This window comes from Psychrobacter sp. NC44, from assembly GCF_904846655.1.
GTDB lineage: Bacteria > Pseudomonadota > Gammaproteobacteria > Pseudomonadales > Moraxellaceae > Psychrobacter.
In genome coordinates this window covers 16947-32535 of record NZ_CAJHBN010000017.1, presented here as the reverse complement: position 1 = coordinate 32535, position 15589 = coordinate 16947, and the positions used below count along the sequence as shown (strand labels likewise).

12 protein-coding genes are annotated in these 15589 nt (G+C 43.0%); 7 read left to right on the top strand and 5 right to left on the bottom strand.

The window, feature by feature from the left end; all coding sequences use genetic code 11:
* Positions 1-172: 172 nt before the first annotated feature.
* The 3 genes from JMX95_RS11720 (at position 173) to JMX95_RS11710 (ending at position 4656) form a co-directional block, all read left to right on the top strand.
* Positions 173-2479 (top strand): sensor histidine kinase, encoded by a 2307-nt coding sequence (locus JMX95_RS11720; protein ID WP_201560901.1) that lies wholly within the window; start codon positions 173-175, stop codon positions 2477-2479.
* Positions 2480-2558: 79 nt separating this feature from the next.
* Positions 2559-3515, top strand: coding sequence for a response regulator (locus JMX95_RS11715; protein ID WP_201554940.1), 957 nt, complete (start codon positions 2559-2561; stop codon positions 3513-3515).
* A 199-nt stretch (positions 3516-3714) separates the two neighbouring features.
* On the top strand, positions 3715-4656 hold the full coding sequence (locus tag JMX95_RS11710; RefSeq protein WP_201560900.1) for a D-2-hydroxyacid dehydrogenase: 942 nt from the start codon (positions 3715-3717) through the stop codon (positions 4654-4656).
* Positions 4657-4679: 23 nt separating this feature from the next.
* On the opposite strand, the gene JMX95_RS11705 is transcribed toward JMX95_RS11710, so the two are convergent.
* Complete coding sequence (locus tag JMX95_RS11705; protein ID WP_413786840.1) at positions 4680-6296, bottom strand: flavin-containing monooxygenase; 1617 nt, start codon at positions 6294-6296, stop codon at positions 4680-4682.
* Positions 6297-6358: 62 nt separating this feature from the next.
* Positions 6359-7072, bottom strand: coding sequence for an RluA family pseudouridine synthase (locus tag JMX95_RS11700; protein WP_201560898.1), 714 nt, complete (start codon positions 7070-7072; stop codon positions 6359-6361).
* A gap of 369 nt (positions 7073-7441) precedes the next feature.
* Between JMX95_RS11700 and trxA the strand changes: the two genes are divergently transcribed.
* The 3 genes from trxA to JMX95_RS11685 all read left to right on the top strand — a co-directional run bounded on the left by trxA (position 7442) and on the right by JMX95_RS11685 (position 10386).
* Positions 7442-7768, top strand: a complete 327-nt coding sequence (gene trxA / locus JMX95_RS11695; protein WP_201502828.1) for a thioredoxin — start codon at positions 7442-7444, stop codon at positions 7766-7768.
* 526 nt (positions 7769-8294) lie between these two features.
* On the top strand, positions 8295-9563 hold the full coding sequence (rho, locus tag JMX95_RS11690) for a transcription termination factor Rho (RefSeq protein ID WP_055125334.1): 1269 nt from the start codon (positions 8295-8297) through the stop codon (positions 9561-9563).
* A gap of 583 nt (positions 9564-10146) precedes the next feature.
* A complete protein-coding gene (locus JMX95_RS11685; RefSeq protein ID WP_055125335.1) occupies positions 10147-10386 on the top strand; it encodes a hypothetical protein in 240 nt (79 codons plus the stop codon).
* A gap of 184 nt (positions 10387-10570) precedes the next feature.
* Here JMX95_RS11685 and JMX95_RS11680 read toward each other — a convergent pair whose 3' ends face one another.
* Positions 10571-11461: a neutral zinc metallopeptidase gene (locus JMX95_RS11680; protein ID WP_201560897.1), complete on the bottom strand. Its 891-nt coding sequence runs from the start codon at positions 11459-11461 to the stop codon at positions 10571-10573.
* 518 nt (positions 11462-11979) lie between these two features.
* On the opposite strand from JMX95_RS11680, the gene JMX95_RS11675 reads away from it, so the two are divergent.
* Complete coding sequence (locus JMX95_RS11675; protein WP_045452446.1) at positions 11980-12336, top strand: hypothetical protein; 357 nt, start codon at positions 11980-11982, stop codon at positions 12334-12336.
* Positions 12337-12571: 235 nt separating this feature from the next.
* Here JMX95_RS11675 and JMX95_RS11670 read toward each other — a convergent pair whose 3' ends face one another.
* Together JMX95_RS11670 and pheT are read right to left on the bottom strand one after the other, a co-directional pair.
* On the bottom strand, positions 12572-12871 hold the full coding sequence (locus JMX95_RS11670; RefSeq protein ID WP_045445928.1) for an integration host factor subunit alpha: 300 nt from the start codon (positions 12869-12871) through the stop codon (positions 12572-12574).
* 247 nt (positions 12872-13118) lie between these two features.
* Positions 13119-15533 (bottom strand): phenylalanine--tRNA ligase subunit beta, encoded by a 2415-nt coding sequence (gene pheT / locus JMX95_RS11665; protein WP_201560896.1) that lies wholly within the window; start codon positions 15531-15533, stop codon positions 13119-13121.
* Positions 15534-15589: the final 56 nt, after the last annotated feature.

Here is a 15589-nt window from a genome sequence, read left to right as displayed (position 1 = left end):
ATCAATAGTTAAGTCCGTTAAGTTATAAAAGTAAAGTTATAGTTTTAATTTTTTGCCATTATGTACAGACCATTTTAATTAAGATTACGCATTACCACCTGATTGATTGCCACCAATACCTAGCATTGGCACTCTTCTTCGTGGTCACTATTATCCAAGGACTATCACCATCATGAGTGCCTCCAAAAAAGTTGGCTTTTTTAATCAAGTCAGTACCCAAGTAACCACTATTTTATTTATTGCTTTTGCGGTCGTACTGGCGGTCGTCGTTTATGTTGTTGATAAAGAGGGCTATGAGAAAATCCGCCTTGAATCTGCAAAACTGGTGGCTGAACGTGGCAATACCGCGGTAAATAGTATTTCAGCCGATATCAATCGGGTGATGCGTAGTGCCTTACTACTACAGCAAAGCGCGCAAACCTTGCCCACAGAAGAGGCGATTTTACAAACCAGTACTGCCAATGCCTTTGATAAGCGTGATTATAACTTACTGGGTAGTGGTGGCATTTGGCCTGAAAAAGGCGCACTTGGGGCAAATACCGCGACCCATCCATTTTTGATGGTTCGCCAAAACGGTGATTATCAAGCGGTGTTAAGCGACCCAAATCCTACCAATCCTTATTATCAAGAAGATTGGTTTAGCGTCTTAAAGTTGCTCAAACCTGAGAGCTGCATTTGGAACCATGTGCGCGCCAGCCAAACCAAAGGCGAGCTTGCGATGAGCTGCGGTGTGGCAATCGAGCGTGACAATCAGTTTTGGGGTGCCAGTACGGTTAACTTTACGCTGAATCAGTTACAAGAAAACATCGTCAAGTTAAGCGAAAGCTCAGGCTACATTCTACTCTTGGATAATAGTGACAAGGTGATCGCCTCCTCTAACCCTGAACGTTTAAGCTATATTGATGAGAAAACGGGTACGCCGCTTGATATCAAACAAGTCATCAACTCAGACCCTGCTTGGCAACCCGTGCTTGATTTCTTAGATGTCCAACGTAATGAGATCATCGAACAAGTCGCCGCTAGCGTCTCACCACAAGTTCAGCAGGTACTGACCACGCTTGATAAAGCTGAGACTGGTACGGCAAAAGGTTATTATTTGGTGAACTACGCCGCTTACCTAAATAATGGCGAAAACAAGCAAAACGCCATGGACAGCCGCTTATTACAGAGCTTTGAGTTGGCAAAAGACAGTTACTACAACGGCAGTCAAGCCTATGTCTTTGAGATTCCTGAGACTTATTGGAAGCTGATCGTTGTCCAACCTGATGCTGAAATTAACGCCATCGCGGATAATCTCAGTGAAAACTTGGTTAACTGGATTGCATTAGCACTATTGATTACGGCTGGCGTCATTTACTTCATGCTGACCTTCTTAGCATTCAAACCCTTGAAAGAAACCACTGATAAAATCTCTGAAGCGGAAAACTTAATTAATAATAAGCAATACAATAAGCTGAGCGAGGTTAAATTCGCAGAAGGTCGCAACGAGATTGGACTGGTGAACGGCTCTATCAATGACCTACTAGACCGAATCCAGTCTAACGAAGGTAAGCTTGCCAACATTAACCAACAGCTAGAGATTAAAGTCGAAGAACGTACTGCTGAGCTACAAGAAACGCTAAAAGAGCTAAAAAACTCGCAGTTGCAATTGATTCGTTCAGAAAAAATGGCAACGTTGGGACAAATGGTGGCAGGCGTTGCTCATGAAGTGAACACACCTTTATCATACGTGCAAAATAACCTTGAAATTATCGGCCAGTTAACTGAGCAATACGAAGAGCTAATTGAATTGGTACAAGGATTAAAAAGCGTTAAAACTGACGCGGCGACTGATGGCAAAATTGACAAACTACTAGCAGATATTATCCGTGCGTCTGATGAAATCCAAGAAGATGACCTGTCAGCTGAATTAAAAGAGCTGATTAAAGATTCGTTATTTGGCGTCGAGCAAATCACTGAGATGGTGCTGAACCTACGCAACTTTGCCCGTCTTGATGAGTCAAAAGTAAAAACCATCGATGTGCGCGAATGTATCGAAGCCTCGCTTAAAATCGCTGGTAACTCTATTAGACATCAAGAGATTGTGACTGATTTTGCGCCCACGCCTGAAGTGAAATGCTCACCGTCGCAAATCAACCAAGTCTTGGTCAATCTACTGAACAATGCCGCGCAAGCCATGGGAGAAAAACCTGATGGCAAAATCGAAGTGCACACCCGTGCCGATGATCACCATGTTTATATTGATGTCATCGACAACGGTAAAGGTATGAGTCCAGAAGTTCTCAATCAAATCTTTGAGCCGTTCTTTACGACCAAAGGCGCAGGCGAAGGCACTGGTCTTGGTATGGCAATCAGCCAGCAAATTATGGAGCAACATAATGGCGATATCAAAGTCGTATCGACCGAAGGTATTGGCACTACATTTACGTTAATACTGCCGATTGATAATAACTTAACAGAGAAAAATCTAGTCGCATAAGCGCTGGGTCAGCTGCCCTGTTACGTAGAACATATTTAGATATTTAACGACTATTATTCATCATCATAAGGATATCATCATGAATGAATTAGAAAATGACTTAACCACAGTTGAAACCAGCACTGAGTCAAAGCCGAAGTTGGCATTTATCGACGATGAACAACGCATTTTACGGTCTATGAAACTGCTGTTTCGTAAGACCCATGACGTGTTTATCACCACCGACCCAACTGAGTATATTGACTATATCAAGAACAACCATGTACACGTGGCAGTCAGTGACCAGCGGATGCCTGAGCGAGTCGGTGTGGATATCTTACGCGAAGTAAAAGATGTCTCACCTTCTACCATGCGTATCTTATTGACGGGCTATGCCGATTTAAACGCCATTATTGGTTCTATTAACGATGGTGAGATTTATCGTTATTTGACCAAGCCTTGTAAATCTGAAGAGCTGATCACCGTGGTCGGACGCGCTACCGAAATTGCCTTGACCTATAATCCAGACGAAGATGCCGACCAATTCGACAGTTCAGGTAATAAGCAAACGCTGCTAGTGATCGATGAAACCAATGAGTTGATTGAGCAAATACGTAAGCAATTTTCTCATAGTTATAAAGTACTGCACGCTGAGAGTTTAGAAGAAGCGTACGATTATTTGGCGAATGAAGATATCGGTGTTTGTATCACCGATATCAATGTCAGCGGTGAGAATATCGCGCCGATTATCTTTACCTTAAAGCAAGATGCGCCGCATTTGGTGGTTTTGGTACAGACTGAATTTCAAGACGCTGGCTTGCTGATTGATTTGATTAATAAAGGTCAGGTTTATCGCTGCTTGCCGAAACCGATGCGCGCCAGCCTGCTTGAGATTAGCGTCAACCGTGCATTTCAGCATCATGCGAAACTCAAAGCTAGCCCTGACTTGGTCAAACGCTATGAAGTCGAGCATGACCCTGAAAACGACGTTCGTATTGACTTGAGTAGTCGCGTACGTAGCCTTATTGGCAAATTGCGTAAACGCTTTTCTTTATAAGTGCATAAAACCAAATAAGCACAAAAGACTACCGTCTCAATCAACAAAACCTCTATTTCAATATTGAAGTAGAGGTTTTTTGCTTTGTACTTTTTTGATGGATTTTTTGACGACCTTTTTGACTAAAATCACCAACGTGCTACATTAAGTCGATCATTATTAAAATCATTTAAAAATAACTATTTAATAAGGAATAACCATGCGCGCGGTTTTTTTAGATAAAGGCACTTTTTCTGATGGCATCGACTTGCCAGCCCCAAACGGCATCAGCGACTACCTCACTTATGATGATACCCCAAAAGATGCTGCTGTTATCGTAGAGCGCTGCAAAGACGCTGACATCATTATCACCAATAAAGTGCAAATCAGCGCTGAAGTGATAAGCAAATTGCCCAAGCTCAAGCTCATTCAACTGACCGCTACTGGTATGAACAACGTCGATCAAGACGCTTGTGTTGAGCACCATGTGGCGCTTTATAATGTCGCAGGTTATGCAGTCAAAAGCGTGCCCGAACATACCTTTATGCTCATGCTCAACGCCATGCGCGCGGGTATTTATTATCATCAAAAAGTCGCTGATGGCACATGGCAAGCAAACGGTAATTTTTGCCTACTGGATATTCCGCTAATAGATTTGGAAAATAAAACACTAGGTATTATTGGCGTTGGCACTATTGGCAAACGCGTGACCGACATTGCGCGCGCTTTTGGAATGACTGTATTATGGGCGGAGCAGCAAGGGCGCGCACCGCGCAATGACGACTATACTGCGTTTGACGACGTACTGGCACAGTCTGATGTACTGAGCTTGCATTGCCCATTAAACGAGAAAACTCAGCACCTGATTAATGCAGATACTTTAGCAAAAATGGTCAAACAGCCGCTCATCGTCAATGTCGCTCGTGGCGGTATTGTCGATAGCCAAGCGCTGACTGATGCCATTAACAATGAGCAAATCATCGGCTACGCCAGCGACGTTTTTGAACAAGAGCCAATCACCGCTGACGACCCTTTATTGACCATTGCCAAGCATCCCCGCGTTATATTTAGCCCGCATAATGCGTGGGGCAGCAAAAGTGCACAACAAACCTTGTGGCAGATCTTAAGCAAACAAGTTACTGACTTTATTAATAGCCATTAAAAAACGACTGTAACCAAGCGACCTTAACGACTAAAACGTAACCAATCATCTTTTATTTTGCGATGTTTGAGCATGATGCGGTCGCTTAGATAGTTGTTTGTCACCCGCCAAGGATATATATCGCCTTGCTTGGGTAGCTCATGTTGAGCGCGCTTGACATATCCTGACGATAGCGCGCCCATCACTGTATCTGTCTGCGTAAGCGCTTTGGCATCTTTAGTCTGTGCTTGTGGCAATACCACTTGATAGCGATGCTGATGCATATAGCCCAGCAGTCGCATCACATACTGACACGCCAAATCGATTTTTAGCGTCCATGAGGCGTTGGTATAACCAAACAGTGCCACCATGTTTGGCAACTCTTCAATCATGACCGCTTTATAAGTCATGCGCGAACCAATATCTATCGCCTGCCCGTCAATATATACTTTGGCACCGCCGAGCATTTGTAGCTTTAATCCTGTCGCTGTGACGATGATATCAGCATCGAGATGCTTGCCAGAATCAAGCATAATGCCTGTCTTGGTAAAATGGCTGATTTGATCGGTGACGACGCTGGCGCGTTTGCCATGCAATGCTTTGAATAAATCACTGTCTGGCACCGCACATATTCGCTGATCCCAAGGATTATAGTCCGGTACAAAATGCGCCACATCGATACCGCTACCCTTTAGCTCTGTTTTGACACCGCGTTTTAATAACGCTTTCATAAACTTGGGTGCCAATATAGCCGCTCGATAAGTACCTTGCTGAATCAATACATTACGAGTACGCAGCAGCGTATAAGCCTGCTCTTTCGACAACGGTGAAAATTTGCCTGCTAGCCAATCAAGCGCATAGTCATCGCCAGGTACGCTTGCCACATAAGTCGGCGAGCGTTGCAGCATCGTAACGTGCTGCACACATTGACCATCTTCTTCATTGACCATGGCAGGCAACAATGTCATCGCTGTGGCACCGCTACCGATAATGACTACCTTCTTATCGTCATAATCCACATTTTGCCAATGCTGCGGATGAATGATCTCACCTTGAAAATCTGCTTCTTTATTAAAAGAAGGACGATAACCTTGCTCATAATCGTAGTAACCCGTGGCGCCAACGACGAACTTTGCCGTTACCGTAAACACCTCACCGCTAGCATGATTTTTTACCATCGCCGTCCATTGTTGATGGCTACTTGACCAAGACAGCTGCTGCACCTCGTGCTGATAGCGAATATGTTCGCTGATACCAAACTCACGCGCCGTATCAGCAATATAGTTTTTAATATCACCGCCTTTTGCCAAAATCCTGTGATTTAGCCATGGTCTGAAACTGTAGCCAAACGTCAAGGCATCAGAGTCAGAGCGGATGCCAGGATAGGTAAATAAATCCCATGTACCACCCAAATCTGCTCGTTTTTCTAACACCAAAAATCGCTGTGCACTTTTCTGCTGTTGCTTTGATGATTTGCGTTTCTGCTTACCTGAATTTTTATGACCAAACAGTCCTTTGTGTTTTTGCTGCTGCAATCGGCACGCCATACCAATACCGGCAATTCCTGCACCAATAATCAGTACTTCATAATCCACTGATGTGTCTGAGAGTGCCGCTTGAGGTTTGAAGCGTTTCTTAACTGCCTGTTTGGCTACCGTCATATCAAGCATAATACGTTCCTTGTTTTTGCATGATGGGTTTAAAAAATTTCACATAAATCCATTTAAAAAGGACTTGGGCTTTCCCAATCCATCCACGCACCAAGCGTAGGATGCTTGAGACGCAATTGCTGGGCATGAAGATTAAGCCTTGGCGCAATCGCTAAAGCCGTACCTTCTGCATAAATAGGATCGCCAATCATCACATGACCCACATGCACCATATGGACGCGCAGCTGATGACTACGACCGGTGACAGGCTTTAACATTACGCGTGTGACTGTCTGACCGTTGCATTGCTCATGGCTGATGACTTCATATAAAGTTAAGGCATGCTTTGACCAGCTAGGATCGACGATATGGCGCGGTTTCGTCTCTGGCTCATAGCGCACTGGTACGGATATCTCACCCTTTGCGCCGACACGCTCCCACTCTCCAAAGACGCGTGCCTGATATTTTTTTTGTGGCAGCCGTTCAATGAATTGCTTACTAATATGGGTTTGTGCTTCGGCATTCTTGGCAAAAATGAGCAGCCCTGAGGTATCCATATCCAGACGATGAATCAGCTTGACTGCGGGATTGGCACGCTCAAGTCTTGCCAGCAAACTGACCTTGAGCATTTTACCATCGACACTCAACAGACCTACAGGCTTATCAACCACCCAAATATCATCATCTTCGTAGACAGTAATCTGTTGCGCAAATGCTTGAAAAAATTCAAGCGGATAGGCGTTTTCTTGAGCATTGAGGGCGTTGACTTCTTCAGCAGTAAAAGGCATAAAAATGGGCACTTATATAAATGGGCTTGAATGATTAATGAGCTTGCATATGAAAGCTGTCTTAAGTGGTAGATATTAGAGTATAGATATAGTGTTATAAACCGCTTATTTTTGAGCAAAAAACACAGACAGTATTATCAAGTGACAGATAAAACCATGCCTGTGTCGTTATGTGTCGATTTATTGTGCTAATCGTAATTGTTAAACAATTTAACCAGCCTGTATCTGTTAACCTCGAGCAAACATGTTAATATAATGGCACATTTTAACCACTTCTAAACGCTTCTTTGGTCACTCATCATTCTATTATGCAACAAATATATTGGTTGATGGATGGCGATAGAAATAATAAAACAAGAGAGATAAATTATGTCAGACCTTATTTTACATACTACCGATGCCGACTTTGACAAAGACGTATTGCAATCAGATGTGCCAGTATTGGTAGACTTCTGGGCAGCATGGTGTGGTCCTTGTAAAGCAATCGCCCCTATTTTAGAAGATCTAGCCACTGAGTACCAAGGTAAAGTTACAATCGTCAAAGTTGATGTGGATAGCAACCCACAAGCGGCCAGCCGTTTTGGTATCCGTAATATCCCAACACTATTTGTCTTTAAAGATGGCGAAAAAGTTGACTCAGTGATGGGTCTACAGCCAAAAGCTGAATTGGCAAAAGTGTTAGACAAGCATCTCTAAGTCGAGACTTGCTCGTTTTGCATAAGCATTCTAAAGAGACAGCAACACCGTCGAAAAAGCCATTATCTAACGTAGATAATGGCTTTTTTGCTTGTTTTTTATGCAAAAAACTCAATTAGACGACTTTTTTGGCAAAATTTATTGACAATACTATTGTGAAGACCGTATAGTCTGCTGACAACAGAAAACTAACGGTTTTCCTAACTGTCTTATCGCTATTCTCCTCGTGTTTATCAACAAAAACACAATCGTCGTTATAAACACCATTGCTGAACGAAATGACTAAACACAATTACTGATATTGAGTTTTTGACGCAGACTCTTATGTAGACTTCTTTATCCTTATTTCTTATTACCTTGCATAAACGATTGCAATTCGTATATAAGCTGACACGTAATATCCAAACTACATAAATCCAGCTCTGTGCACGCACCCTCTATCACCATACTATCGTTGTTTTAATCACTGTCGTGACTTGTGCTGCTAATGGCATCTCTCATCTGATCAATTGCTAATGACCTATCTATGAATCTTACTGAATTAAAGAAAAAATCAATCGCTGAGCTATTGGCTATCGCCAAAGAAATGGGTCTTGATAATATGGCGCGTAGCCGTAAACAAGACATCATCTTTGCTATCCTAAAAACCCATGCGCGGAACGGTGAAGCCATTTATGGTGACGGCGTACTTGAGGTTCTTCCGGATGGTTTTGGCTTTTTGCGCTCATCAGAAGGCTCATACTTAGCCGGTCCTGATGACATTTATGTCAGCCCTAGCCAAATTCGCCGCTTTAGTCTGAAGACGGGTGATAGTATCGCTGGTACGATTCGTCCACCGAAAGATTCTGAACGTTATTTTGCGTTATTGAAAGTTGGTGAAATCAACTTTGATACCCCAGATCGCTCACGCCATAAGCTTATCTTTGAAAACCTGACACCTCTATTCCCAACTGAGCATTTAAAACTCGAGCTTGGTAACGGCACTACTGAGGATCTGACGGGTCGTATCATCGACCTAATCGCGCCGATTGGTAAAGGTCAGCGTTCTATCATCGTCGCACCGCCAAAAGCGGGTAAAACGATGCTGCTACAAACCATTGCTCAGTCGATTACTCGTAATAACCCTGAATGCTACTTAATCGTCCTATTGATTGATGAGCGTCCAGAAGAAGTCACCGAAATGGTACGTACGGTACGCGGTGAAGTGGTTGCCTCTACCTTTGATGAGCCGCCACAGCGTCATGTACAAGTCGCTGAAATGGTTATTGAAAAAGCCAAACGTTTGGTCGAGCACAAACAAGACGTGGTTATTTTACTGGATTCGATTACTCGTTTGGCGCGTGCTTACAACACAGTTATTCCGTCGTCAGGTAAAGTGTTAACCGGTGGTCTAGACGCCAATGCGTTAGAGCGCCCAAAACGCTTCTTCGGTGCTGCTCGTAATGTTGAAGAAGGCGGCAGTTTGACCATTATTGCCAGTGCGCTTATCGATACGGGTAGTAAAATGGACAGCGTTATCTTTGAAGAGTTCAAAGGTACTGGTAACCAAGAGATTACGCTTGAGCGCGATCTGGCTGAAAAACGTGTCTTCCCTGCGATTAATATCAAAAAATCTGGTACACGCCGTGAAGAGCGTCTGCTTGATGAAGATAAACTGCGCAAGGTTTGGATTTTACGCAAGCTATTACAGCCGATGGATGGTGTACAAGCCACTGAGTTCTTACTAGACCGCTTAAAAGAAGCGAAAACTAATGACGAATTCTTTGAGCAGATGAAACGTAAATCACAGAACTAATGATAGATCCGTGCTGCCTTCCCATACTCAATAAATAAGCAACTTAAGTAGAAAAGACCGCACTCGTGCGGTCTTTTCGTTTTGTATTCATTTTTTATATATTCAGGCATGTCCTGAATATATAAAAAATGGCAATAGAAATGAGAACATACCTTAACACCTAACGATTAAACGCCAAAAGTGCTATTTTCAAAAACAGTTAGCTTACTATCAATATAAATACAATAACCCTAAGCAAAACCCCTACCAACGATACAGTGGAGAAACATCCTTTACAGGCTATTTGCAAAGCTTAGCGCTTTTACTACGCCTAGAAATTATTATATGGGTTAGTATAGGAGCCAGTATAGATATACTCTGCTATCACGTGTTAATAGCAGTATAATTTTCGAGATATTTAACATCCTTGATGTAATCCTTACTAATGCAGACCTTTGTATGTCTTGCGGTAGCACAATAGATTATTCTAAGATACTTGCCCAAATATTTTAATACAGCTTACTATCGGTATTAAAATTAGTGGTAATAAAAATATCGTATTTTGATTTTGATAAACTAACTTGATAACCTAACAGGTGATACTATGAAATTTGCTAAAACTATCGCAATGACTGCCCTTACTAGCTCTGCCCTTATCATGGGTGGCTGTGCAACTAATGGATACAATAGTGGCTTGAGCAATACCGCTAAAGGTGCTGCTGCCGGCGCTGCTGCTGGTGCACTTATTAGAAGTGGCGGCGATAGCAAAGACATCGCTCGTGGCGCACTTGGTGGTGCTGCAGTAGGTGGCGCTGGTGCTTACATTCTTAACAACAGCAGATAATCACTAAATGATTATTTGGTGCTATCAAGACCGTTTTTAAGCATTTCAACTGTTTGTATTTTAAATCCATTGAATATGTCTAAAACGCTCTAAAATACAAAAAGCCTGCAATCGATATTGCAGGCTTTTTTGTTTCTAACTCATGAGTTGAAAGTAAATCCGCTTATCATGATATTCAGTACACTTATAGCGCGCCGCTAAAAGTATCACAAGACTGTACGTTGCCACTTTCCAAACCACGAGTGAACCACTGAACACGCTGCTGACTGGTGCCATGAGTGAAATTATCAGGTACGACTGCTCCACCGCTAGCACGCGCTAAACGATCATCACCGATTTGACCAGCGGCATTGATGGCCTCATCGATATCACCTGCCTCCAAAAACTGTACACGCTCTTGGTTGCGTTGTGCCCAAACCCCAGCAAAACAATCAGCTTGCAGTTCTTGTAGTACTGATAGCTTATTGGCTTGTGCACGAGTGACTTGACGGCTGGCCTCATTAACTTGCTGGCTGATGCCTAACAACGTCTGTACGTGGTGACCAACTTCATGTGCAATAACATAAGCTTGTGCAAAATCACCCGCTTTACCTTGATTATCTTGGTCGCCAGAGCCTTGCTTATCACCCGTGATACCGAGATTTTGGCGCATTTCTACAAAGAAAGATTTGTCTAGATAGACAGTCTGATCGCCTGGGCAATAAAATGGGCCCGTCGCGGAGCTAGCACTGCCGCAGGCTGAGCTAATTTGACCATTGAAGAGAATCAATGATGGCTCCTGATAGGTGCTGCCTGCTTCTTTGAATATCTGATGCCAAACTTCTTCAGTATCAGCCAATACTACTTTGACAAACTGCGTATCTCGATCGTTACTTGTCGCAGGCTCGGTAGAGGCACTGCTATTGCCACCGCCTGCTACTACTTGACCCGTCTGTAAAGCGGTCATTGGATTTACCCCAAATACCAGCCATAAAATGCCAGCAATAATAATACCACCGATACCACCGCCTATCATTTTGCCACCACCACTGCTGGTGCGCACATTGGAACTGCCGCGTCTACCTTGCCATTTCATTGTTTCATTCCTCAAATATACGATATATATTGCTACTCGTATTGATGATTTTTTATATAGTGTAATTTTGACTCAATTCTTTATTTTCTGATCAAATCCGATTTCTAACAAGTAAGTAATCTCAAAGTACTTTTGACGAATGCTACTTTACTAGGCTCTTGATATTGCATTAATCAAGACATGTAATGACTATTAAACCCCTAATAGATACAATAGATGCTTAAAAAGCATAGTAGAAATCAAGACATTGAAAAAGTCATCAGAATAGGTTGATGTCATTGATTATACGTCTATTAATTTGGCTCGTTGTATTAAAAATTATAACGAATAAATGATGTAAAACACTATTTACAATTTTATTGTTACTTAATTGTACAGCCTATTTCTATTTATATAGAAATCCTATAGAATGCGTGAAAGCTGAGTAGCTGTAACTAAGACTAGTTGAATTCTGAGAAATCTCAGCTTTCAACCTTTTTTGCTGCTACTGATCATTTCATTTTCCCGGAGAAAACCTTATGAACTTAAAATTACTTGCTCTAGCTGGTATCATGACTGCAACTATGGGCCTTACTGCCTGTGACAGCAACAAAGAAAACGCTGCTGAAGATTTATCTGACGCACAAGAAGAAGTGCAAGATGCATCAGAAGAGCTAAACGAAGCTGCTGCTGAAGGCGAAGTAACTGCTGATGCTGACGCTGCTGTTGCTGAAGCTGAAGCTGACATCGCTGATGCTCAAGTTGCTACTGCTACTGACGAAATCGATGCTGAAGTACCTGTAGACGGTACTACTACTAGCGTTGACGTAGCTAGCGAAACTCCAGCTGTAGACGCAGCTGACGAAGTTGTAGTTATTGAAGAACCAGCTCAGTAATTTTATCGTTTATATGATAGAAATACTGTAGTAAAAAAAAGAGAGCCTAAGCTCTCTTTTTTTGTGCGTGTCATTTACCATCGTTCATGGTTATTAATAGCTAAATATGATAGTTAATGATCTCTGATCAAATGTAGATCAACCATCTCACATTAATAATAAAGCGTAACTTTAACAACCATCATGAAGTCATGATATATTTATATGTTCAGTTTTATACGATTGACAGTTACTGCTACTCGTCAAAGAGACGCTCATCAACTTGTTGACGGAATTTTTGCCCTGTTTTGAAAGTCACCACGCGGCGTGCTGATACGGCGACTGGCTCTCCTGTCTTAGGGTTGCGACCTGGACGGCTATTTTTATCTTTAAGCTCGAAGTTGCCAAAGCCTGAAAGCTTGACCTCTTTGCCATCAATTAAACTCTCTGACAATTCATCAAAGAAATTCTCTACCAAACAGCGGCCTTCTTGGCGTGTTAGGTCAAGATGACTCATCAAATGCTCAATCATGTCAGATTTGGTTAAGGTGCTCACAGTACGACTCCTATGCTATGTCGTGATGTCGAATATCATGGTTTAGCGGTATGAGGGTTAATGCTAGTTATTATAAAGGTTTTCTAACCTCTTTTTAACAAAGACTGCTTTAAAATCCTTTATTAATAACCACTTAACTATTTTTATGGATAAAAATTTTATAAAATCATAATTCTTATAAATAGCAATGCCCTATAGCCTCTTTAAGAGTGAGGCTACAGAGCATGTCTATGATAAGAGTTATATGTTAGCTGTCACGCAACTTTGCAGCATGTTGCTCAGTTAGTGCTTGTACCACTTTGTCAGTCGCGGTTTTAATGGCGTCATCAGATAGCGTTTGTGCATTGTCTTGCCATATTAGCGCAAAAGCTAATGAGCGCTGACCAGCTGGCACGTTGTCGCCTTGATACACATCAAACAGCCACAGATCAGCCAATAGCTCACCAGCTGCCGTGCGTATCGTCGACTCTAATGTCTGTAAGCTGATCTCACTATCTACTAAAATGGCAATATCACGGCGTACTTGTGGAAATTTGCTCGGGGTGCTGATGGTATGCTGCTCACGGGCAAGGGTCAGTAATGGCGCAAGTGATAATTGAGCAACCCACGTAGCTGGCAAATCTAACTGCTTAGCCGTGTTAGGATGCAACTGACCCAACCAACCGACATATTCATCATCAATATAGAGCTTAGCACTTTGACCCGGATGCAAGAAAGCAAGCTCACTGCGCTCATAGCGAATACGGGCGCTATCCATTTGTGCAGGTAATAACTGCTCAATATCATGCTTAAGATCATAAAAGTCTAACGCACGGTTTTGATACGCTTGCTCGTCCCAGACATCGCCAACTGCTACTAACGCAATACTTGGCGTTTGTACCAATTCACTAATACTTTGACCAACAAAGCTAAGCCCTGTTTCAAAGAAACGCACGCGCGGCTGCTGACGATTGAGATTGTACTGCACGCAAGGTAATAAGCTTGATAACAAAGTACGGCGCATCACGGCTAAGTCACTAGAGATAGGATTGGCCAGTGCCAACACTTCTCCTAAAGCTTTATCATCGAGCAAGGCTTCTATTTTTGCGTCACTAAAGCTAAAGCTAATGGCTTCCATATAGCCATTATCGACCAGCGCGAGCTTCATCTCGTGTGTCAAGTCTGCGGTATCGTCATAATCCATGCTGACTTGCAAATGCGGCAACACGCTTGGAATATTGTCATAGCCATAGATACGCGCAATTTCTTCGATGAGGTCTTCTTTAATACTCATGTCAAAGCGATACGATGGCGGCGTGCAAATCAGGCTATCGGCTTGCTGCACTATCTCAAAGCCCAATTGGGTTAAGATACGAACCATGACTGCTGGCTCAATCTCAATACCGATGACATCACGAACTTTAGCAATTGGTAAAGTGATCGGTGCGCGAGCTGGTAAATGCTCACTGCTTTCTGCTTTTACTATTTGTCCGGCTTGCCCACCAGTAACGCTAGTAATCAAATCAACAGCGCGTGCCAGTGCTAGCTCTGGTAACGCAAAGTCTACCCCACGCTCAAAACGTTGTGAGGCATCGGTATGTAACCCAAAACGGCGTGCGCGCGCGGCAATAGCTAGCTGACCAAAGAAAGCGCTTTCTACAACAATATTGGTTGTGCTATCAGTCACACTACTACGCTGACCGCCCATGATTCCGGCAAGTGCCAATGCGCCTTTATCATCAGCGATGAGCAATTCATCACCGGTTAAGGTAATGGTTTGCTCATTCAATAAAGTAATCGTTTCTTCAGGCTGTGCCAAACGCACAACGATATCGCCCTCGATAGTATCAGCATCAAACGCATGTAGCGGCTGACCCAATTCCATCAATACATAGTTGGTCACATCAACCAAAAAGTTGTGCGAGCGTAGTCCTGACTGCACTAGTGCATCTTGCATCCACTTTGGTGTATCGATGCTACGATCAATATTGCTGATTAATTGTAGTAAATAGCGTGGGCACGCTTCAATTGCACTAACCGTTACCACTGGCGTAGCAGTACCAGCAGCGTTTTCAGTAACTACCACATTGGTAGGAATCTCAGGCAGCTGCATTGGCAAATCATTGATAACTGATATTTCGCGTGCAATACCGCGTACACTAAAGCAGTCACCGCGATTTGGCGTGATAGAGATATCTAATATCTGATTGTCTAAACCTAAATACTCACGAATATCCATACCAATCGGTGCATCAGCTGGCAATTCAAGCAGACCATCGATGCTATCGATTAAATCAATTTCAGACGCGCCGCATAGCATACCGTTAGAGTCGACACCACGTAGGTTACCGTTTTTAATTTCAAAACCTGCACCATTATCAGAAGGCAAAATGGCACCAACGGTCGCAACCGGTGCTTTCATACCAACGGTGACATTAGGTGCACCGCAGACAATTTGTAATGGCTCAGCGGCACCAATATTCACCTGCGTAACGCGCAGTTTATCGGCATCTAGATGTTGCTCGACGCTGATGACTTCACCGACAACCACACCACTGAAGGTACGGGCAACCGCATAGCGATCATCAATCTCAAGTCCTGCCATCGTGAGTTGTTCGGCCAATTGCTCACTGCTATTGTTGGGGTTTACCCATTGACGTAGCCACTGTTCGCTAATTTTCATAAATATCTCAGATCAGAATTTTATAATAAAGGTTTTGGAGTAAAGGTAGAGGTATT

Excerpts from the sequence above, each read along its gene's own strand:
- JMX95_RS11700 (WP_201560898.1), bottom strand. The coding sequence starts at position 7,072 with ATGCCTTTTACTGCTGAAGAAGTCAACGCCCTCAATGCTCAAGAAAAC.
- JMX95_RS11675 (WP_045452446.1), top strand. The coding sequence starts at position 11,980 with ATGAACTTAAAATTACTTGCTCTAGCTGGTATCATGACTGCAACTATG.
- JMX95_RS11685 (WP_055125335.1), top strand. The coding sequence starts at position 10,147 with ATGAAATTTGCTAAAACTATCGCAATGACTGCCCTTACTAGCTCTGCC.
- JMX95_RS11705 (WP_413786840.1), bottom strand. The coding sequence starts at position 6,296 with ATGACGGTAGCCAAACAGGCAGTTAAGAAACGCTTCAAACCTCAAGCG.
- JMX95_RS11680 (WP_201560897.1), bottom strand. The coding sequence starts at position 11,461 with ATGAAATGGCAAGGTAGACGCGGCAGTTCCAATGTGCGCACCAGCAGT.
- JMX95_RS11715 (WP_201554940.1), top strand. The coding sequence starts at position 2,559 with ATGAATGAATTAGAAAATGACTTAACCACAGTTGAAACCAGCACTGAG.
- JMX95_RS11720 (WP_201560901.1), top strand. The coding sequence starts at position 173 with ATGAGTGCCTCCAAAAAAGTTGGCTTTTTTAATCAAGTCAGTACCCAA.
- rho (WP_055125334.1), top strand. The coding sequence starts at position 8,295 with ATGAATCTTACTGAATTAAAGAAAAAATCAATCGCTGAGCTATTGGCT.
- JMX95_RS11710 (WP_201560900.1), top strand. The coding sequence starts at position 3,715 with ATGCGCGCGGTTTTTTTAGATAAAGGCACTTTTTCTGATGGCATCGAC.
- trxA (WP_201502828.1), top strand. The coding sequence starts at position 7,442 with ATGTCAGACCTTATTTTACATACTACCGATGCCGACTTTGACAAAGAC.
- pheT (WP_201560896.1), bottom strand. The coding sequence starts at position 15,533 with ATGAAAATTAGCGAACAGTGGCTACGTCAATGGGTAAACCCCAACAAT.